Annotated in this window: 12 protein-coding genes and 1 pseudogene; 8 read left to right on the top strand and 5 right to left on the bottom strand. The window is 68.0% G+C overall.

All coding sequences use genetic code 11. From position 1 onward, the window contains the following. Positions 1-35: 35 nt before the first annotated feature. Positions 36-2882, bottom strand: coding sequence for a tetratricopeptide repeat protein (locus ADL03_RS06800; RefSeq protein WP_053732500.1), 2847 nt, complete (start codon positions 2880-2882; stop codon positions 36-38). Positions 2883-3126: 244 nt separating this feature from the next. Here ADL03_RS06800 and ADL03_RS06805 point away from each other — a divergent pair, with 244 nt between their 5' ends. The 3 genes from ADL03_RS06805 (at position 3127) to ADL03_RS06815 (ending at position 5318) form a co-directional block, all read left to right on the top strand. Further along, positions 3127-3327 carry a hypothetical protein gene (locus ADL03_RS06805; RefSeq protein ID WP_053732501.1) on the top strand — a complete coding sequence of 67 codons (201 nt, stop codon included), beginning with the start codon at positions 3127-3129 and terminating at the stop codon, positions 3325-3327. Between the two features lie 789 nt (positions 3328-4116). Beyond that, complete coding sequence (locus tag ADL03_RS48205) at positions 4117-4887, top strand: DddA-like double-stranded DNA deaminase toxin (protein WP_063798495.1); 771 nt, start codon at positions 4117-4119, stop codon at positions 4885-4887. Then, the gene (locus tag ADL03_RS06815) at positions 4878-5318 is read left to right on the top strand and encodes an Imm1 family immunity protein (RefSeq protein ID WP_053732502.1); all 441 of its coding nucleotides are present in this window, start codon (positions 4878-4880) and stop codon (positions 5316-5318) included. The genes ADL03_RS48205 and ADL03_RS06815 overlap by 10 nt, the downstream gene beginning before the upstream one ends. Positions 5319-5677: 359 nt before the next feature. Here the strand turns inward: ADL03_RS06815 and ADL03_RS06820 are convergent, their stop codons facing one another. Continuing rightward, positions 5678-7918, bottom strand: coding sequence for a collagenase (locus ADL03_RS06820; protein ID WP_197288155.1), 2241 nt, complete (start codon positions 7916-7918; stop codon positions 5678-5680). 440 nt (positions 7919-8358) lie between these two features. Here ADL03_RS06820 and ADL03_RS06825 point away from each other — a divergent pair, with 440 nt between their 5' ends. Then, entirely contained in the window at positions 8359-8685 is a 327-nt protein-coding gene (locus ADL03_RS06825; RefSeq protein ID WP_053732504.1) for a hypothetical protein, read from the top strand. Positions 8686-9075: 390 nt separating this feature from the next. Here ADL03_RS06825 and ADL03_RS06830 read toward each other — a convergent pair whose 3' ends face one another. Next, positions 9076-9252, bottom strand: coding sequence for a hypothetical protein (locus ADL03_RS06830; RefSeq protein ID WP_157528241.1), 177 nt, complete (start codon positions 9250-9252; stop codon positions 9076-9078). A gap of 850 nt (positions 9253-10102) precedes the next feature. On the opposite strand from ADL03_RS06830, the gene ADL03_RS06835 reads away from it, so the two are divergent. Continuing rightward, positions 10103-11848 (top strand): pentapeptide repeat-containing protein, encoded by a 1746-nt coding sequence (locus ADL03_RS06835; RefSeq protein ID WP_197288156.1) that lies wholly within the window; start codon positions 10103-10105, stop codon positions 11846-11848. A 422-nt stretch (positions 11849-12270) separates the two neighbouring features. Here ADL03_RS06835 and ADL03_RS06840 read toward each other — a convergent pair whose 3' ends face one another. Then, positions 12271-13815, bottom strand: coding sequence for a pentapeptide repeat-containing protein (locus tag ADL03_RS06840; protein WP_157528244.1), 1545 nt, complete (start codon positions 13813-13815; stop codon positions 12271-12273). A 484-nt stretch (positions 13816-14299) separates the two neighbouring features. On the opposite strand from ADL03_RS06840, the gene ADL03_RS06845 reads away from it, so the two are divergent. Further along, positions 14300-14644 (top strand): hypothetical protein, encoded by a 345-nt coding sequence (locus ADL03_RS06845; protein ID WP_157528247.1) that lies wholly within the window; start codon positions 14300-14302, stop codon positions 14642-14644. 477 nt (positions 14645-15121) lie between these two features. Here ADL03_RS06845 and ADL03_RS06850 read toward each other — a convergent pair whose 3' ends face one another. After that, the gene (locus ADL03_RS06850) at positions 15122-16765 is read right to left on the bottom strand and encodes a hypothetical protein (protein WP_053732508.1); all 1644 of its coding nucleotides are present in this window, start codon (positions 16763-16765) and stop codon (positions 15122-15124) included. 871 nt (positions 16766-17636) lie between these two features. On the opposite strand from ADL03_RS06850, the gene ADL03_RS06855 reads away from it, so the two are divergent. Together ADL03_RS06855 and ADL03_RS06860 are read left to right on the top strand one after the other, a co-directional pair. Beyond that, positions 17637-18515 (top strand): GPI inositol-deacylase, encoded by an 879-nt coding sequence (locus ADL03_RS06855; protein ID WP_231641583.1) that lies wholly within the window; start codon positions 17637-17639, stop codon positions 18513-18515. After that, a pseudogene (locus ADL03_RS06860) lies at positions 18512-21310 on the top strand (hypothetical protein); the annotation flags it as partial. The gene ADL03_RS06855 and the pseudogene ADL03_RS06860, both read left to right, overlap by 4 nt.

A 21310-nucleotide genomic window follows, 5' to 3' on the forward strand; every position in this document is an offset into this window, starting at 1 on the left:
TGGCAAGCGTGACGGGTGCAATGTCCGGCACCACTTCACGGCAGCCATGTGCCCCTTGGCGCGTGTTCCTGTGCGCGACGCAGAGCTTCGAACGCCCAGGCCGTGCCCGCCGTCACCTCCCGCTCCAGTTCCTCGACCCGGCCCTGCTCGACCAACAGGTCTACCAACAAGTGGGCAGCTAAGTAGTTGCCGCCGTCGGCGTCGGTACGCAGCATCTGGAGTCCGTCGTCGACTCGCCCATGCTGGACCAGCAGCTTCACCAATCGGAATACGGCCCAACCGCTTCCGCTGTCGGCGTGGGGACGCAGCATCTGGAGTGCCTCATCGACCCGTCCATGGTCGATCAACAGGTCCGTCAACCGGAGAGCGGCATAGTGGTCGCCGCTGGCGGCGCGGGTGCGCAACCCTTCCACCTGTCCATGGTCAACCAACAGGTCCGCCAACAAGGTGGCGGCTCGAGAATTGCCACTGTCGGCAACGGCTCCTAGCTCTTCGACCTGCCCCTGCTCGGCCAACGTATTCGCCAGCTGGTAGGCGGCCCGATCGCTTCCGCGGTCGGCGCGCGCACGCAGTTCTTCTACCTGCCCCTGGGCGGCCAACAGGTCCGCCAACGATAAATCGGCGAAGTAATCTCCGCGGTTGGCGCGGGTGCGCAGCTCTTCCACTTTTCCGTGGTCAGCCAAAAGGCCCGAGAACCAAAGGACGACGTTCAGGGCCCGCCTATCGGCGTGGGGGCGCAGTATGTGGAGTGCCTCGTCGATCCGCCCTAGGTCCACCAGCAGCCTCGCCAACCGGATGACGGCGCCTTCGTCGCCGTGTTCGGCGAGGGGGCACAGCACCTGGACTGCCTCGTCGATCCGCCCTAGGTCCACCAGCAGCCTCGCCAACCAGATAGAAGCGTCTTTGTCTCCGTGTTCGGCGATGGGGTACAGCACCTGGAGTGCCTCTTCGATCCGCCCTTGATCCTCCAGCAGCCTCGCCAACGAAGTGGACACATATCTGTCGCCGCGTTCAGCGAAGGGGTATAGCACCTGCAGCGCGTCGTCGACCTGTCCGCGCTCGACCAGCAAGGACGCCGACGCGATGGCGGCGTGCCTGTCGCCGCTGCCTGCTCTGTCGCGCAGCGTCTCCACCATCCCGTAGTCCGCTAGCAGCATCGCAAGATCGAAGGAGGCGTTTTCATCGCCACGTTCGGCAAGAGGGCGCAGCACCTGAAGTGCCTCGTCGACCTGCCCTTGCTCAACCAGCAGCCTCACCAACCGGGTGGAGGCTTCGTAGTTGCCGCTAACAGCAAGAGATCGCAGAACCTGCAGTGCCTCGTCGACTTGCCCTCGCTCGACCAGCGACTCCGCCAACTGGAAGGCGGCCTGATCGTCTCCGTTGCCGGCGCGGGCGCGCAGGTCTTCTACCAATCCCCCGTCCCGTAGCGCACACAGCACCCGGAAGGCGGCCCGATGATCGTTGTGGTCGGCGAGTTGTTGGCAGAAAGCTACGGTTTCGTGTGCGCGGCCGCGGCGTTCGGCGTTGTCGGCGAGACGGTGGGTGTCGTCGGAATGGTGGTGACGGATCAGGGCGCGCCAGGCGCTGTCGGGGAGGTGTTCGGTACGGCGCTCACGTAGGGCGTGCTGGTGCAAGTAGTCGGCGACCCGATAGCCGGCGATGCGTCCCATGCCGGTGGGGACTGGGATGAGGGTAGCGGTGGCGCCGTGCAGCAACGCAGTGGCGTAGATCAGGGCGTCGTCGAGCCAGTCCACGGGTGCGGTGGCGATCTGCCAGTCCTCGAGGTAGCCGGGAGCGGCGTCGGCGAGGTACTCACGCGTCAGGGGCGCGTGGGCGCCGACGCGGCGGGCATCCAACGCGGCAGTGAGGACTGCATGAGCGTAAGCGGGTGCCTGGTTCCACTGGCGGATCAGGTCCGGGCCACCCGCCATCACCTGGGCAAAACCGGCGTCCGAGGTGTCGAGCGCGACCCGGATCCGGCGGTCAGTGCCGGCAAGATCTTCAGCGCGGCGAAGCTCGTCGGTGCTGAACGTTCTCGATACATGCAGTGTGTCAGCCAGATCGAGCAGTCGACGGTCGTTGGCGTACGGGTTCAACTGATCTTTGGCTGGCAGTGCCGCGCGTTTGCTGTGTTCATCGGGCCAGCACGTCGCGACCACCACCGCCCCTGCTTCAATGAATCCGCGGATTTGGCCCACCGGCACGCCGCCGGGGTCGTCGAGGTAGTCCTGCAGCTCGTCGAGCCAGACCACGGTCCGGCCTGCCGAGTGGGAGGAAAGCTCCCGCAGTTCGGCGGCATTGCCTGGGTGCAGCAGCCACCAATCCGGCAGCACCGCCCGCACCCCTTCGAAAAGCGCGCGGGACTTGCCCACCGAGGAGTCCCCGACCAGTAGTACGAACCCGCCGTGCTGTCCGGCGATGGTGAGCTTTGTGCGCAGGTCGGCGTCAAAATCGCGCGGCACGTACGACGGCAGCTCGTCACGGCGCCCGTCTTGGTCGTGCCCGGCGGGCTGCTCGACATCGATCGCGGCGTGCACTCCAAGCAGCCGCGGCCGCGCGTCCTGGACCCGCACCGAGCCCGGCAGCCGCCGCTGGTGCTGGCGGGCGACCCGGTCGCGCGCCAGCAGCCACGGACGCTGCGCGTCCTCGCTGTGAACCCCGCACACCGCAAGCAACGTCTCCACCGTCTCCGGCTCGGGCACGGACTTGGCGTTGAGTAGATCACCGGCGGTCGAGTGCGGCAGAGCCGGTTGCCGTCCGTGGCGCGTCGGCAGCTTCATCGCGGCATTCGTCAATCCGCGCAGCGACAGCGACTGGGCGCGGCGAAGCTGATCGAGCGCGTCAGCCAGTTGACGCAGGGTGTTGATGTCCGCTGGATCCACACCCGTCCTCTCTGTCTTCTTTAGAGCTGTCCGGTAGAGCTCGCCGTACAACTGCCGGACACCGTACTCACGGCCCCGCTCTGTGCTTCGTTTTCAGGCCATCGGGCGTTGCACCGACCTGCCCTCGCGGGCGCTGTCCGGGTCCGTACGGCGCCCGTGCCGGACGTCACCTCGGGCTGGTCGGCTGTGCGTGGCGAGCATCGATCGGTCCGGCTCGCGCCCCTCGGAGAACAGGAGCTCGATCATGTGGACGCCGCTGATCACGCTCATCGCGCTGGTGCTGCTCACCGCGGCCGGCGCTGCCGCAGCGGTCGCGCTCGCGGTCACCGACCGCGAGCGCGCCCAGCGCGCTGTGACCTTGGTCAAGATCCTGCTCGGCGCGATCCTCGGCGGCAGCGGAGTGCTCGCCGCAGCGATCCGCCTGCACCAAGCCGGGCTGCTGTGACCGCAGCACGGGCTCGGGCGCGGCTGCCCCCGCGCCCGAGCCCGCCGAAGAACGGTATCGGGTTCCGCAGCGAGCTCCTCGCGGCGCCGCACGATCTGCCGGTGGTCGCCGTACTCATTCTCGGCCGAAGCCAGGGTCCGGCGGGAACGCGACCTGGACGTAGATGTCGTGGTTGCGCAGCATCTGCCAGTAGCCCTGGTGTAACGCCCACCAGCCACAGGACATGCGGTTCTGCCCTGGTAGACCAGGACCTGCTGGTGGCAGCGCCACTCGAGCGCGGTCACAAGCGCAGAGGCCGTTGGCGCCGCCGGCGTGCCGTTCGCCACGTTGAGGTCGAGACGGTCGGCCGCACGTCGCTGCTGAGGGCGCGGTGCTTGCGCAGCCCGCTCGACAGCATCAGCCGCGCCACCGCCGAGTCGCGGTCCGCCCCCGCGGCCTCGTGCACCGTCATACGATCAAGTCGAGCGCTGGCAGCGCCACCGGCGCGCCGTGCAGGCCGTCGTTCTCCGCTGATCACCATCGACGGGGACACCAAGACCATGGCCCAGTGGGCGGCAAATCCGCGGTGCCGGGCGACCTTGACCGCCTTCCGGGCACGTTCGAATGCCGGGCGGCCTCCCGCGGACGCGCTGTAGACGCCCCGCTGCGCACCACACCCCCTGCGGTGGCGGGTCGGCGTGACGGTGGACGGCATCCGCAACCACGGTTCCGCAGGCCGGCGAGCCCACGGAACCGTCGGTTGCAGGTGGCGGGTGCGACGATCGGTCCATCGTGATAAGGGGGGCCGGGGTGGCATCGCTCGATCAGGTCGGCAAGAGCCTGAACAGGGTGCTCGACAAGGCTGCGCAGGCCGGCGGTGCACTGCAACAGGCCGCGGAACTGGCCGAAGAAGCGCAGGAGCACTTGCTGACAGCAGTGGAGGGCAGCGCGCAAGGCGATGTGGAGACAACCAACGCGCAGTTCGCCGCGGTCGTCAGCGGCGCGAAGCAACTGCACGCGTTTCTTGGTGCCGGCATCTCCGGTGTCGAAGCGATCCTGCACGGTCTCGAACTCGGCAGGGCAGCCTCCGCGCTTCCTGTGCAGACTGAACCAGCTGCCCTGCCACAGGCCGAGCCTGCGTCGGCGGCTCCACAGCGCGGCAGCAGAGAACACATCGAACAACTACGACGCGCCCAGCCACCACCAGTGCAGCCTCGATCAGGCCAGAAGACGCATGGCAGCTGGTTCACGAACTCTGACGAGCCCGTCCGCGAACTCACCAGCGGTGAAGACGAGTGGTACGAGGCTGCCAAGCAACACCTGAAGGACATGGGCCTACCGGGCACGCCCGTGACCGTTGTCGATGTTGAGGTCAAACTGGCCGTGCACATGGCGCGCAACGGCATTCAGCACGCTACGGTCACGCTGAACAACACGCCCTGCAAGGGCCGCTTCGGGTGTGGCGCCCTGGTGCCGGTCGTGCTCCCCGAGGGCAGCACCCTGACTGTTCATGGGATCACTTCAGACGGCAGGATCATGAGGAAGACCTACTCGGGAGGAGCACCGGCGTCGTGGACCTAGAAGTTTGGGGCGAGGAGGACAGCGACGAGGCGACGCTGATCCGGACGCCAGGGGAACTCGACGCTGTGCTGGAGCGGGTCAGGAGCGTCGACTACGGAGACCACGGCATTCTGCTGGAAGCCCTCGACGCGGCCTCCCCGTACCGGGTGATTCTCAACGTCGGGATCTGCGGCGACCACGGGTCCCTGCGCTACGCCGGGAACGAACATGTCGATGGCGTCTACAGCAAGAATCCCGATTCCACCCGATCCCCGATGGACGCTCAGTTGTTCTACTACATGAACAACCGCAGGGACTTCCCCGCGAATTCCCTGTACCCGATCGACGTTGTACGCCGCGCGCTCATGCAGTTCATGGAGTCAGACGGAAAACTTCCGAACGTGGTCGCCTGGCAACCGACCTCGGTCATGTCCGGCAACAGCGGGACCTGACCCGCGGTCCCGATCACCCAGCGCTGCATGGCCGTGCCGTTGCATTGCTGCCGCAGCACGCCACAGCGGGCGGGATGGCGAAGACGACCGCTCCCGACGCGGTCCCGGCACTGACGTCATCGAGGCCGTCGGCAGCGCGAACGGCAACGTCGGGGCCCGTGTCCGTCGCTGTCGTGCTCGGTCGCCGATGAGGCTCCAAAAGCTATGGCCTTTGTGGATAGATTATCAGAAGGGGTCCGCACCGCCCTGTCGGCTGCGAGTGCTGAGAACCGGTCGTGACGAGGGTGCGGCTGGGCGGGAACGTGTTCCCGTCCAGCCGCACCTTCGATCGGTGGTGATGTCGGGCAGGTGGTGGTTGGTCAGTACTGGGTTGCCACGGTGACGCCCGAGCAGGTGGTCTCGCCCTTCAGGCTGATGTAGACGTAGCCGGAGGACGGGTTGCTCACGGTGATCGCTTCGGTGTTGTCGACGCTGACCGAGCGATGAGTGGCGTTCGCGGTGGTCGCCCACGAGCTCGGGCTGAACAACAGGTCGCAGTTGCCGGTTCCGCCCGAGGCTGTGATCGTCAGCTGTGGCGTGCCCGCGGGCAGGGACAGGAAGAGGTAGTCGTAGTCGCCGTTGCCGGCCGACCTGTTGGAGCGCTGGCAGTTCTTGCCGAGCGCACGCAGGTCGCTGCCCGCGCATTCGACCAGGCCGCCGTTGCCGATGGCGACCTGCTTGGAGGCCGTCGCCGTCGAACCGCTGTTGTCGGTGACGGTGAGGGTGATGGTGTAGGTGCCGTCGGCGGTGTAGGTCTTGGTGGGGTTGGTGGCGGTGGAGGTGGTCCCGTCGCCGAAGTCCCACCGTCGGGAGGCGATGGTGCCGTCGGCGTCGGTGGAGCGGTCGGAGAGGGTGACCGTGCGACCGATGACGGTGCTGGTGAACTCCGCCACGGGGGCTCGGTTTCCGCCTCCGCCGCAGTTGCCGGCCGCGCAGGCCGACAGCCAGGTGTACCAGTCGGTGTCGTAGCGGGTGCCGATGGTGTTCTTGAGCAGGGTGCGCGCGGCGTTCCAATTGCCGGCGCGGTAGTGGTTGAGCACCGCGGTCATGTCGGCGGGGTGGGACTGGAGCATGTAGCGCACGGCGAGGTAGCCCCACCGGTACACGCGTGTGGTGTCGTGGGAGTAGGTCGTGTCGAACAGTGTGCTCAGCGCGTAGGTGCGCCGGCCAGCCTCGGTGATCGCGGCGTCGTAGTTGATGTTGCGGTAGTGGTAGGAGATGTACTCGGCGAACCCTTCGATCCACCAGATCGTCGGCGTGGTCGTTCCGGCGCCGAAGTCGCCGTACATGTTGAACCGGCCGTCGAGGTAGTGGGTGTACTCGTGGTTGAGGTTCCAGATCGCGAACTGCGGCCGCAGCCACTCCGCCTCGTAGGCGATGAACCGCGGCTGGTTGCCCGACACGGCCGGATCGCCCTCCAGGTACATGCCACCGTTGTTGGTGTCGATACCGAACTGCGCACCCGCATACGTCTGGTAATCCGTACTGGAGTCATACACCACCACCTCCAGCACCGTGTTGTAATCATTGGCCACCGGGCCCGGATCCCTCACCACGTTGTGGAAGTAGGCGTCCTGGTTCGCCAGACTCGCACACGTGTCGGACAACTCGGCGGCAGTCATCTGCTGCGCCCGGATGTTCAACGACGAACTGCACCGATGACTGACCGGCAACACCGCGGCCATCAACCGGGCCTGCAGGTCACAGGTGTCGTAGTAAGCGCAGTTCGACTTGTCGTAGGAATCGGTCATCTCCGCCACCCCGACCCACAGCGGCGCGGTCGGACCTGTGATCGACGACATGCCGAGCAAGCCCTTGGCCTTGGGCTGCACGGTCACGCGCATCGACGAGTGCTGCAAGAACCGCCCGAGTTCCCGGCCCGCGTTGGACGTGAGATAACCCTGCTTCCCCGAGAGCAGACCCAAGTGGCTCGAGGTAAAGCTGTACAGCGTGTCCAGCACACTGTTGTCGCGCTGCACCGCCGACACGAACTCCGGAACCTGATGCCCGCGGAAGAGGACGATGTATACGTTGTTGACCGCGTTCAGCATCCACCAGAAGGCGTCGTACGAGGCGTTGTACCCGGTCAACATCTTCTTGACGACGTTCAAGTAGCGCGCGTTCTGCTCAGAGCTGTCGATCAGCGTGATCGCCTCGGCCAGCACCTCGCCGTTGGCGTCGCTGACCTCGAACGCGCGCGAGCTGTCGAAGAAACTGTCCAGACCGGCCTGGATGGCCGTCTGCAGGGCCGGGCCGTACGTCCCGACCGTGGACTGGTTGTACCAGTGCACGTAGTACCCGGCCCGTAAGTACAGGACCAACTGCGCCGTGCCCGTGGAATTGTTTCCGGGATAGGTCGTTCCGTTGTCGCGCAACCCGTTGGCGACACTGACCATCTGTGCTTCACGGAACGCGTGGTAGGCATCCGGCCCGGTGAGGTTGAACAAGGAGTTCACGCAGTCGGTCGTCGAGCTCCGGATCTTGTCGACCAGCGCCCAGCCGGTTCGGCTGGTGAAGTCGGCGACGCTGCACACGGCCGCCGCGGATCGGCGATCACGCATGGACGGCGGCTCAGGAGCGCGGACTTCCTCCGGCGCGCCGTAGTCGCGCCGTGACTCGGCCCCGGACGCTGACCTCGGCGCTCGCCCATCGACCGGCAGCGGGGTCTTCGCGACATGCCGGTCACCGGCCGCCAGCGGGCGGTCGCCAGGGGCAGGCGCTTGCGTTCGGTTGCTGCTTTCCGCAGCGCCGGAAGCCGACGCCGCACCGGCAGATCCGGCACTGGTGCTGTAACCCAGCGTGACGATGACGACGAGCAGGGTCGTCCACACGCATCGTCGAATTCTCAATGATGTCATGGCTTGTCCTTCAACATCGGTCGCTCGTGCACGACCGTGACGGCTATGGCAGGGACCGTTCCGTGTACGCAGCGTCACACAGCGCGATAGCCATCGTTCATGCCGATCACGTATAGGACCGTGCTATGAGGACCGCTTCCTTCTTGGACGACTACGCGGACTTCGGTCTCCCCGCGATCGCCACGACCTGGGACGGCGACATCTCGATCTGGGATCCACGCGACCTGGCCGCCCGCAAAAAGGTCTTCTCCATCCCGCTGCCCGACAAGAAGATCGAACTGCTGACAGTCTCACCCAGCCGCGAGTCGATGTTCGTGATCGTGTTGCACAACGACCAGGTCCAGCTCAGGCAACTCGACCTCAGCGTCACGAAAGCGGCGTCAAACGCATGCCACCGCGGCGCCGGCGACGACGCCACCTTCTGGACTGAATACTTCCCCGACGTGGCGCCGTTCCCGCTCTGCCCCTAGAAGGACTTCTGCTTCGAGGCACCCCCGGAGGAACAGAACCTGACCCGGCTAGACCCGTAGGATCAAGTCCTGCTCTCCTGGACATCCTGGACGGCCAGCAGCGTGACCTCGGTCCTCACATCGGCTCCAGTCTCTCGGTCGTCATCTGATGGCTTCCATCACCACCTGGATCTGGCGTCGAAACCAGTGTGGGCTCTACGGGTGCCGCAGTCCCGAGCGTCCGCTAGGCAGCACCGCAGCAGGCGGCAACCCATTTGTGAGCAGCGGCAACAACTTCGGGCGCTTGCTCAGCAGCACCGCCGCCGTCCCGTTGCGCTGCTGCACCCGTCGGCAGAAGCGCGGCGAGCGCGGTACTCCGAGGTAGGCGTCGGCTCGTGGCCTGGACATGACCTACTCGCCGACACCGCACCACGCGGCGGGCGTTGCCTGACCGTCTGCCCAGATGTAACCCTCGACGTACACGCCGTCCAGGATCCTGCCCGCCTCGCTCGCGGTGACGCTGAAGGTGACCTGCGAGACGAACCGGGTGTCGGAGTCAGCGTCCCACCACCGGCCGAGGTCGAGCACCAAGCCCTCCACGCTCGCGTGCGCTCAGCCCGAGTCGTTAACGAGCGTCTGAAACGGCACCCCAGCCTCGGCGGGCGCCGCCACGAGCTCCTCGGACACCAGCACATGGTGCGGCAGCACCGGGGGAAATGACACGCCGACTGAGACTGATCATGGTGTCATCGCCGTGAGACACGAGGAGATCCGCAGGTCACACAAGATCGACATGTCACGAGCGGCGAGACTCTACAGCACAGTAGGGTCTCAATTCCCGTGACAAAATCTCAATGATCTTGGCAACTGATTGGCAAGTACGCCATCGGATTGAGATTGATCATCGCTGGGCCATTCGAGCGGGTCTTGGCAACTCCCGAACCTCGTCGGACCTGGATGCGGTGGTGCGGTGCAGAACGGGAATGCGTCGGCGGCTCACCTGCGGCGGGAGCACCATAATGGCCATGTCGAAGATCCTTCCGGCGTCGGTCCACGTGCGGCTTCCTCAGCGCGTGTCGGAGCGTGTGGCCAGCTGTCGATGACCGACCTGTTTCTCTCAGTTGGCTAATCCGTTCGTGTGATAGCCGTCGTGGCAGATCGAGCGGCGGCGTGCGTAACGGTTGCAGTCGCCTACAACAGAGCAATGCCCGAAGACATCGCAGACACAGCACCGAGCGTTGTCCCAAGCTGGGACACCTGCCTGCATGAGAACGAGCCGTGCATAGGCCGACAGACCGAAGGACTCAGTCGCTGTCTGGCGCACCTGGACGATTCCGACCTCGACGCTGTCCTCGCAGAACTACGCCCAGGGGCAGATCTCGACCTGCGAGGTACCACTCTGACATCCGCACTCCTCAAACGGGTGCAATCGAGGCTTGTGTCAACGGATGGCGACCTCGTCCGCTTCGGCCAGACGGACTTCAGCCATTGCAGATTTCCGGACTGGTATGCGCCTTTCGACAGTGTCCGCTTTGAGGGGGACGCCGCGTTCATCGGCGTGCAGTTTAGCGGGGACGCCATGTTCGGCGGCGCGCAGTTCAGCAGGCACGCCCGGTTCGACGGCGCGCAGTTCGGCGGACACGTCGGGTTCGGTGGCGCGCAGTTCGGTGGGCAGGCTGGGTTCGACGGCGCGCAGTTCGGCGGGCACGTCGTGTTCGGCGACGCGCAGTTTGGCGGGCACGCCCAGTTCATCGGCGCGCAGTTCCGGGGCCACGCCAGGTTCGATGACGCGCGGTTCAGCAGGCACGCCGCATTCATCGGCGCGCGGTTCAGCTGGCACGTCGGGTTCGGCGGCGCGCAGTTCAGCAAGGACGCCGGGTTCGGCGGCGCGCAGTTCAGCAAGGACGCCGGGTTCGGCGGCGCGCAGTTCAGCAAGGACGCCGGGTTCGGCGGCGCGCAGTTCAGTGGGGACGCCGGGTTCGACGGCGCGCAGTTTGAGGCGGCGACGGTGGTCGGGCCGCTCGTGGCGGACTTCTTGCGCCTTGATGCGGCGGTCTTCGCGAAGCGGGTGGTCGTCGATGTGGAGGCCGGCGCGTTGTCTCTGGACGATGCTCGGTTCGATGAGGGTGTGGAGTTGCAGGTCCGCTTTGCGCAAATGAGCCTGAGGCGTGCGAGATTCGGTGCCGCGTCGTCAGTGAGCGGCGTAGCCACACCGTTCAAGGACAGGGCGGGCTCCGTGATTGCGGCTGACCCGGGCCAGCTCGCCGCGTGGGTGGCAGGCAGGAACACCAGCCCATCCGGCCGCCCCGGTGGAGGCACAAGCTTGGAGCCGTGGGTGCCGTGGCTGGTGTGCTTGCAGCAGACCGACGTGGAGCACCTCACGCTGGCCGATGTGGACCTGCGGTGGTGCCGTTTCGCTGGCGCGCACCACCTGGATCAACTGCGACTGGAAGGCCGAGGGCCGTTCAACCTACCTCCTGCTGGCTGGCAGCGGGGTTGGGCGTGGCCGCAGGCACGGCGGTGGACCCGCCGACGGGTACTGGCTGAGGAACATCCCTGGCGGGCCGAGCAGCACCGCGGCCGCGGTTGGGAGGCAACCCTACCCGACCTAGCCGGTACTGCCACCGATCCACCGCTGGGCCCGGAGCGGCTGGCCGTGCTCTACCGGTCGCTGCGCAAGGCCTTCGAGGACACCAAGAACGAACCCGGTGCCGGCGACTTCTACTACGGCGAGATGGAAGCTCGTCGCCACGCCCCGTCCACCGGCTGTGGGGAACGCGCCCTGCTCACCGCCTACTGGGCGATCTCCGGCTACGGCCAGCGGGCCGGCCGCGCGCTGGGTGCACTCATGGTGCTGATCGGACTGCTGACGGTCCTGCTCACCGGGTGGGGCCTGCCCCACACCACCGCGGTGCAGCAGGTCACCGTTCCGCCCGCTGCCGCGGGCCAGACGCAGACACTGGAGATCGTCCCTGCGCCTGCGAAGATTCAGTCGAACGAGCCGAAGTGGACCATCGATCGGACCGGCAAGGCAGTACGCATCGCGCTCGGCTCGGTCATCTTCCGCGACGCCGACCAAAAACTTACCCAGCCGGGCATGTGGACCGTGGTGGCCGGCCGCGCGTTCGGGCCCCTGCTGCTCGCCTTGGCCGCGCTCGCGATCCGTGCCCGCGTCAAGAGGTGAGCGCCGAGCAGGCAGCCAACATCGTCGTCCGAGAACCCTGTGGGACACGTACGCCGACATCGCCTGCACCTACGCCGCGGGCGTAACTCTCGAGCGCCCAAGCTTCGGAAGCAATCAACGGCACCTGAGGAAGTGACACGCTGATTGAGACTGATCATGCTGCTATCACCGTGAGACAGCCCAGATACCCGCAGGTCAGCGAACATCAACATGACATCGGCGGTGAGGACCTAATCAATCTCCTGGCCGACGGGGTTGACCCGCTCGTGCTGTAGCCACGCATCCCAGCGGCTCGACTCGTCGAGGGTCTCAGGTACCGGCACCAAGCGATCCCACGTGCCCTTCTTATCCACTCGTGGATCGGACATGTTCAACGTCCAGCATCGCGGCCACGAACTCCTCTCCCGGACTGTTAGTCGAACTCAAGCCCCGCGACACGTTGCTGCAGAAGCGAAAGCCTCGTCGTCGAACCCGGCTCCGCCGGTGAACCTCGCGTCGACGAAGCTGGCGGTGCCGGTGAACCTCGCGCCGTCGAACCCGGCGGCGCCGGCGAACCTCACGCCGTTGAACCCGGCGGCGCCGGTGAACCTCACGTCGTCGAACCCGGCGGCGCCGGCGAACCTCACGCACCTCACGCCGTTGAACCCGGCGGCGCCGGCGAACCTCACGTCGTCGAACCCGGCGGCGCCGGCGAACCTCACGCCGTTGAACCCGGCGGCGCCGGTGAACCTCACGTCGTCGAACCCGGCTCCGCCGGCGAACGTCGCGCGGAAGAAGCCGGCGTCGCTGGTGAACGTCGCGCCGATGAACACAGCGTCGTCAGCAAACGTCACGTTGTCGAACCTGGCGACGCCGGTAAACGTCGCGCCGTTGAACGTCGCGCCGTTGAACCCGGCGTCGCTGGTGAACGTCGCGCGGAAGAACCTGGCGGCGCCGGCGAACGTCGTGTCGTCGAACCCGGCATCGCCGGCGAACGTCGCGCCGTTGAACCCGGCGTCGCCGGTGAACGTCGCGCGGAAGAACACGGCGGCGCCGGCGAACGACGCGCCGTCGAACCCGGCGTCACCGGTGAACGTCGCGCCGTCGAACCCAGCGTCACCGGTGAACGTCGCGCCGACAAACCCGGCGTCACCGGTGAACGTCACCCTGTTGAGCATGGCGTCGCCGATGAGTGACGCGCGGTTTATGCGAAGTGCCGGCAGGTGACAGTCGCTCAGATCGAGGTCGATCAGCGTCGCTTCGGTCAGGTCGAGTTCCGGGATTTCGGGCCAGTAGTCCGGGTGAGGTTGACCGCTGTCGTCGGGGCGCGGGCTCAGGTGCGTGGCGAGAAGGCGTTGCACCGAGACGCGGACGTCACGTTCCAGCACCGCGTCGGCCTGGGCGGCCTTGGGGTCTGGTACTGCACCGTCAGGACCAGGGATCCGGATGCCGATGCGCCGGTACGGGTCGCGCAGCAGCGGACGCGCCACCCCTGCAGGTGGGCGCGTGACTCCTGCAGAGGGCGCGGGTGGTGGGGTGTAGGGCATGCGCAGGTAGGCGCACCACAGCTTGGCGATGGTGGAGCGCTGGTCGGGGTTGTCCTGGCCGAGCCGTTCCAGCGCGTACAGGCCGGCGAGCCGGACCGGGGCCTTGTCGGAGCCGAGTTGGTCGGCGGCTTTGGTGTAGAGCTCGGTGACCCGGCGCGCCTTCGCGTCGTCTTCGGTGTGCGCTTGGGCGTCCAGCCGGGCTCGCAGGTCCCGCTCGGCGGTCATCTGGCGGCGCACCGCGAGGTAGAGCGCGAACAGCGCGACCCCGCCGGCCACGGCGCTCAACGCGATCTTGACCGCGTCCAGCTTCGCGGCCACGAAGTCCTTGCCGCCGATCGCCGCGTCCGGCTTCACCTGCGTGCCGGCGACGCCGTCCACCCAGTCCAGCACGAGGTACAACGCCCCACTGACCACGCCCACCAGCACGAGCAGCGCCAGCACCAGCACGGACCACGGCAGCCGCTTGTCGGTTTCCGGATCTGAGCGGGTTGGGCGCGGCCTGTCCACAGCGCGGCGCCAGCGTGATCGGGCCGGGGATTTTTCGACGGTCATGCCTCTACGTCGCCGGAACGTCACCGTGTGCAACACCTATGCGGCGGCCCTCCGGCCGGCCCAGGTGGTGTTGCCGGAAGGCGCCGGTCCGGGAGGTGCTTCGTTGGGACGTCGCGAGGGATCCCGGACCGGCACTCGTACATTCGGCGGCTGCCGCTACGACGTTACGGTTCGCGGTCAGCACCGCGTGTCGGATCCGCGCCGGGGTCGGGGTCGTGACACACGAGGCGATCCGCCCGCGTATGCCGGTCACTGGCCGGCCGATCCGGCGGCTGAGAGCTGGTGTCTCTGCTGCTGGAGGATTCGCAGGCCGACGGCCTGTACGAGTCGATGTAGTCGGTGGCGCCTGCCGCCGCGGCTACGATTCGTGCTCGTGAGGAATGTGTCGTGGCAGCCAGTCGAGGTCCTGCCCAGTGAGCTGGACGTGTCGAAGGCCGAAGTGTTCCGCCAGAAGCCCGACACCGGAAGCGGGCGGGTGCTCGTCGGCGGCCGCTGGTACGTGTGGCGGGATCCGGACGAGGTGTGGTGGCAGATGCCGGCCCCCGCCCCCAGCCGGGAGGTGAAGACCGGCGACGAGCGCGACGCCGGCGAGAAGGCCGGGAACGATGGCAGCGCCGAGGCCACACAGCAGCACCCCGTCCTCCGCTGGAAGCGGAGCCACCTCACGCCGGACGCCTTCAACGATGAATCGATGTGGCTGCCGGACACAGCGCCGTGACGGCGGGGCTGGCCCAGGAGAGGCCAGCGGAACGGGGCGTAGTCGCCACGACCGTCATGCCTCTACCGCGTGGAACGGCCCGGCGGGCGCCTCGTCACTCCACGAGTTCGTCAACGGCGGTGATGGTGCACACGACGCCGGCGTCGCGCATCGCCCGGCCGCGGTGTTGCCCGTTGCCGTAAGAGAACCGGACGTCGTCCCACCTGTTCAAGACGATCGGGTTGCTGAACAGGCTCTGTGCCGCTTGCCGCTGCCGCCAAGGGCCGGGCACACCGATCGGCTGAGCCCGTGCGGCACTGCGGCGCCGCGGGTTTCTTGATCGCGTTTCCACGCCAGGACGACTGAGTCCCTCATCGTGCAATCACTTTGCCGAGTTCAAGGTCCTGCACAGGACAGATACTGGACAGTGCAGATGCCGGACACCCGCACCTGACCGATGAGTCAGCTCGGTGCCCGTGTGCCGGCACGGGTAAGTCCTCACGGAGCGGCTGGCTCAAGGCCGGGGAACGGCGTTCTGCGGCCGAGCACGGTGGAGCCGGGTGCGGGGGCGAGATCCACAGGCACGAGCTCGTCGCCGGCGTCCAGAGCCGCGACGACCTCGGCGGCGTTGGTGATCCGCGCGCGGGAGAACGCGACGAACAGCGGGCCGACCGGGATCTGCACGTCGCCGACGGACAGCGACCAGCCGACGAGCTCGAAGTCGAGCCGGGCACCGTGCCCGGTCTCGATGTAGTCGAGGTAGGTCCGGGCCTCCTCGGCGGTGCTGATCTGGTGGCAGACCACCGTGCTCAACGGCATGGAGACCTCCTCATCACGCAGCAGACCGGCCAGCACGGCGACATTGCGCGCGTACTCGCTCGACCACGTGACGGGCAGGGGCAGCACGACGTCGAGCGTCTCCCGGATGACGACGAAGTCGGTCAGGGCGGTCGCGAGCGGCGCGAAGTGCCCGCTCGGTTCCCAGGTGCTGGCGTCGAGCGGGATGGGCTCGACGTCGCCGGTCAGCGTCAGCACCATGCCGGGGGTGCGGTCGAGTGCGTCGAGGGTTTCGACGGTGCGCAGCAGTGCCTGCGGGTCGGCGGAGATGGCGTGCTCGACGTTGTCCGGGCCGTACTGCAGCAGCATGCCGACGTTCGAGCCGTTGTCGCCGTCGGGCCGGTCGACGAGCAGCCGCAGCTTGAGCATTCGAGTCGGGTCGGTGCCGTGGACGTGCATCCCGCGGGTGCCGACGGTCGCGTGGCTGAAGGTCACATACAGCGGGCGGCCGTGGGTGCCGTCGGCCGCACGGGATCGCAACGTGGCGGTGTGCGGGAAGCCCGCGGTGAACCGCTGGTCGGACAGGACCATGCCGACCTTGTCCCAGGGCAGGTTCAGCGCGGCGAGGGCCTCGTTGTCGACGCGGGTGATGTGGCCGGGTTCGATGACCGCGCCGGCGCCGTAGTCGAAGGCCGCGGCGACGTCCTGTGCCACGCGCTCGCCGGCGGCGTCGCCCTCGGCGACGGCGAGCGCGACTTGCACCTGCTGAGGAGGGATGTTCGGCTTGGGCCGGATGTAGACCGAGTCCTGCCCGTCGCGCGAGCTGAAGTCCATCGCCCAGACCGGGGACGCCTCGTCGCTCACGGCACCCAGCGCGCAGACCCGTGCCAGCAGGTCAGGTGCGCCGCCCAGGAGCAGGGCCTCCTCCTTGCCCAGCGTGACGAGCGCGTCGAGGGCTTCCTGGTGGTGACCACGCAGGAACCGCGCGATCCCGGGGTTGTTGATCAGCTGGGTCTCCAGCCAGCGCACGTCGAGGAACACCATCTCGAAGGGAACGCGGTGGCGTTCCGTCAGGCCGCGGAACCACTTCAGGTCACCGGGGGTCGGGTGCACCGGCGCGACGAGGACCCACGAGCGGATCTCCGGCTTGTTCAGGCACGTCTTGAGCGACCGGACGACCTGCTTGCGCCGGGAGTCGTTCAGCGTCGTCCAGCTCTTGAACTCCAAGGCCCGGCCGATGTCCCCGACCCACGCGTCCATGCCGCCGTCGCCGCCGGCGCCGTTGATCGTGCGCACGCGCTCGCCGTACAAGGCGTGCACGACGAGGTCGAACAGATGCTCGGCCTTCTTCGGCTGCTCTGCCATCTCGGTCCACCATGCACTCACGTGGTCATCTTGGCTGACGGCGACGCCGATCCCCGTGCACCGAGACGGCGTGTGGCGCGTGACGGTCCTCGACGTGCGGCACCGATGAGATCGCGGAGAGGCTGTCGCAACCCGTGAATATCAGGGTTGGGGAGCCCGGTCCGGAACGGCTTCAACGGGGATGTCGGGGACTTGCCCCGATCCGGTGACCGAAGATCGAACACGCGCGATCAGGCGACACGCCCTGAGCACATGGCGGGCGAACACGCGGCTCTGTGTCGCGTGTGGACGATTCGTCACGAAGTGTGGGCTGATGGCGCGTGGTCGGCGCCACCTACCCGGCCACGGCCATCGCGCCCGCGCTGCGGCTGGTCCGGGCTGGCTCCCTTCCGTGGGAACGCCTGGCCGCCTTCGTACATCAGCGGCACCGCCCGACCCTGCGCGCCGCCGCGACCACCCTGGGGGTCGACCCGAGGGACTTTGCGTGACATCCGGCGCCTCGAAGGTGAGATCGGCGGGCAACTCGTGCATCGCGCCGGCAGCCGTCATCGCCGCCACTGTCGAACAGAATCCCGGCGTTGCGCACACCGAACTCACTCTGATTTCCAACAGCATGCGAGCGGGGTCGCCGCGTGCTGTGACTCGGGTGCGCTTTGGTTCAGCTCGCGTATGCGGCGCTGCTCAGCTCCGTTGACCGCACCTGTGGCGTTGTCGTCGTGCCGGGTCAACGTCATCTCATTCCGCTTGCTTGCGGTTCGCGCGGGCGCATCGGATGCCCCGATCGGGTGTATCCCTGTCGTCCGTGCAATGTCCGGGACGCGAGGGCCGATGATCTGGTGTTCGTGAATTGCGAGGGGGTGGCGTGGTGGCGATGGTGGTGTGCGTCCACGGGATCGGTCAGCAGGGGCTGGGCGAGCAGTCGTTGCTTGCTTCCTGGCAGCCTGCGTTGCAGGACGGGCTGACGCGGCACACCGCCGCGTCACGCCCAGACGGCGTGGCCGTCGCCGATCGGGCGAGTTCGCCGGATGTGGACATGGCGTTTTACGGTGACCTGTTCCGGCCGGCCGGGTCATACCTGGCGGTGGGCGATCCGGTGCTGGGCCCTGGGGATGTGCAGCCGGGGCTGGAGCAGGAGTTGCTGGCGGCGTGGTGGGTAGCCGCGGCCGAGGTGGACGAGCGGGTGGCCGGGCCGGATGCGGACACGCTGGTGTCGGTGCCGGGCTGGGTGCAGCGGGCGTTGACGCAGTTGTCGAACAGCCGGTTCTTCGCCGGGGTGGCGTTGCGGTCGATGGTGTTCGACCTGAAGCAGGTGGCCCGGTATCTGACCGATCCCGTCCTGCGGGTCGCTGCGCGGGAACGGGTGGTGCGGCTGATCGGCGCGGACACCCGGGTGGTGGTGGCGCATTCACTCGGCTCGGTCGTGGCCTACGAGGCGTTGTGTTCGCTGCCTCGGCACGGCGTGCGGGCGTTGGTGACGCTGGGTTCGCCGTTGGGGATCGCGAACCTGGTGTTCGACCGGCTTGAGCCCTCACCGGTGGCGGGGCGCGGTGTGTGGCCCGGTGACGACAACGTGGTCTGGACGAATATCGCTGATGCCGGTGATGTGGTGGCGCTGGTGAAGGATCTGCGGCCGCGGTTCGGTGAGCGGGTGCGCAACGCGGTGGTGCACAACGGCGCGAAAGCCCACGCGGTGGTGCCCTACCTGACCGATCAGCTGACCGGGACGGCGATCGCCGAGGGACTGGCGTGACCGCGACCGGGGCGATGTCGGGTGAGGGCAGGCGGTTGCTGATCGCGACCGCGGTGACCCGGCACCTCCATCACCCGCCGTGGGACCGGCCCGCGCTGGTCAAGGCACGGCAGGATGTCGTGGAGTTGTTCACCACCAGGTTCGGCTACCGGCACCTGACGGAACTGGGCCTGGATCCGACCCGGCATCAGCTGACCGACGGGCTGCGGGCAGTGTGCTCGGCGTCCGCGGTGGACCCGATCGGCGAGCAGGACATGCTCGCGGTCTACATCACCTGCCACGGGCTCATGCTGGACGAGACCGGTGAGCATGTGCTGATCATCTCCGACACCGACCCCGCTGATCTCGGCGGAGCACTGTCCACTGTGGAGTTGACGGGGCGGATTTTGCGCGGCACGAAGGTGCGGCGGTTGCTGCTGATGCTCGACACCTGCCATTCCGGGCGGGGCGGTAACGAGATCGCCGCGGCGGCGCTGTCCCGGCTGACCGACACGTGGGGGCGGGAACCGGGCGCCGGCATGGTCGTGATCGCCTCGGCGCAACCAAGCGAAGAGGCCGCGACCGGGATGTTCCCCCGGCTGCTGCGCGACGCAGTGGAGGCGATACCCACCGCTGGGCACGGCCCGGACACGCTCGACGTGCAGGTGCTGGTCGGCGAGATGAACAAGCACCTGGCCCGCCCCGGACACCAGCGGGTGGGCATCGAGCAAATCGGTATGACCGGACAAGCTCCGCGGTTTTTGCCCAACCCGCGGCACGACCCGGCGCTCAACGGGGTGGACTTGGCCATCCAGCGGGCCGCGCAGTGGCGGGCTGACGCCGACGAGCGGGAGGTGGCGTTCCGCGAGACCGTGGTGCGGCGGGCGATGGGCAGCCACGACGCCCCCGGCGGGGGCTGGTGGTTCACCGGCCGGCACACCGCCCTGCTCAACCTGACCGCCTGGCTGACCCACCCCGACCCCGCTCACCCGTTGCGGGTGGTCACCGGCGATCCCGGATCAGGCAAATCGGCTGTGCTGGGCTTGCTGGCCAGCCTCGCGGACCCGGATCGACGCCGCACCGTCCCGATCGACAGCCTGGGGCTGCCCGAGGCCGCCGTGCCCGGCCTCGACGTGATCACCGTGCGGTTGACCGCGCAGCAGGCCACCACCGAGCAGATTCTGCACGCCCTGGCCGCCGGCACCCGCGGTGTCGCGGAGACACCCGGTGAGCTGCTCGAGCGGCTGGAGACCTGGCAGCGCGACACGGGCACGCTGTTCACCGTGTTGCTCGACGGGCTGGACGAGGCCGCCGCGCCGCACGACTTGGCGGGCAGGCTGCTCGTACCGCTGATCGAGCACGCCGCGGGCCGGATACGGCTGCTGGTCGGCACACGTCCGCACCTGCTGCCCGCCCTCGCTCCGAGGCTGCATCGCGACGATCAACACGTCGTGGTGGACCTGGACTCCGAGCGGTATGCCGACCCCGGCGCGGTCACCGCCTACGCCTTGCGCAACCTGCTCGGCGCCACCGTCGACAGCTCCTACCGCGGCCTGCCCCGCCACCGCCTGCTCCCGGTCGCCGAGGCCGTCGCCGAGGCGGCGCAGCGGTCGTTCCTGGTCGCGCGGATCACCGCCACCACGCTGGCCTCCCAGCCCGTCGTCACCGACCCCCACAACCGGGTATGGCGGGAGTCGCTGCCCCGGCTGCCCGGCGAGGCGATGCGGCGCGACCTGGACACCCGGCTCGGCGATGACACCCAGCGGGCCCGGGACCTGCTGCTGCCGCTGGCCTTCGCGCGGGGACAGGGACTGCCGTGGGAGGACATCTGGGCGCCGCTGGCCTCCCGCATCGCCGGACGCCACTACACCGACGAGGACCTGCTGTGGCTGCGCGACCACGCCGGCTCCTACATCGTGGAGAACACCGACCACGGACGCTCGGCCTACCGGCTCTACCACCAAGCCCTCGTCGAACATCTCCGCACCGACACCGACGCCCGCCGGGTGCACGACGCGTTCGTCACCGTCCTGCTCGACCGCGTCCCCCTCACACCCGAGGCCCGAACCGACTGGACCCGCGCCCACCCGTACGCCCGCGCACATCTCGCCACCCACGCCGCCAGCGCCGGACGGGTCGACGAGATCATCACCGACCCCGAATACCTCGTGCACGCCGACCCCGACACCCTCCTGCCCGCACTGCACCACACCACCAGTGACACGGCCCTGCGCACCCGAGCCATCTATCGCACCACCCCGCACCGCGCCCTCACCCCACAGCAACGGCGCCACACCCTCGCCATCGACGCCACCCGCTTCGGCGACACCACCCTGGCCACCGAACTCGCCCACAACCTCACCTGGCGCCCCCGCTGGGCCACCGGAACCCAAACCAGCACCACTCTGCGCGCCACCCTCATCGGCCACGCCAACCTGGTGCAGGCGGTGGCGTGCATCAAGATCGAGGGCCAGCCCGTCGCCGTCGTCGGCGGCTACGACCACACACCGCGGGTGTGGGACCTCACCGACGGCACCCTGCGCGCCTCCCTCACCGGCCACACCGGCACGGTGACCGCGGTGGCGTGCACCGAAATCGACGGCCGACCCATCGCCATCACCGGCGGCTTCGACGAGACGCTGCGCGTCTGGGACCTCACCGACGGCACCCTGCGCGCCTCCTTCACCGGCCACACCGGCCACACCGGCACGGTGACCGCGGTGGCGTGCACCGAAATCGACGGCCGACCCATCGCCATCACCGGCGGCATCGACGAGACGCTGCGCGTCTGGGACCTCACCGACGGCACCCCGCTC

Source organism: Nocardia sp. NRRL S-836, from assembly GCF_001279525.1.
In the GTDB taxonomy this organism is placed as follows: domain Bacteria; phylum Actinomycetota; class Actinomycetes; order Mycobacteriales; family Pseudonocardiaceae; genus Lentzea.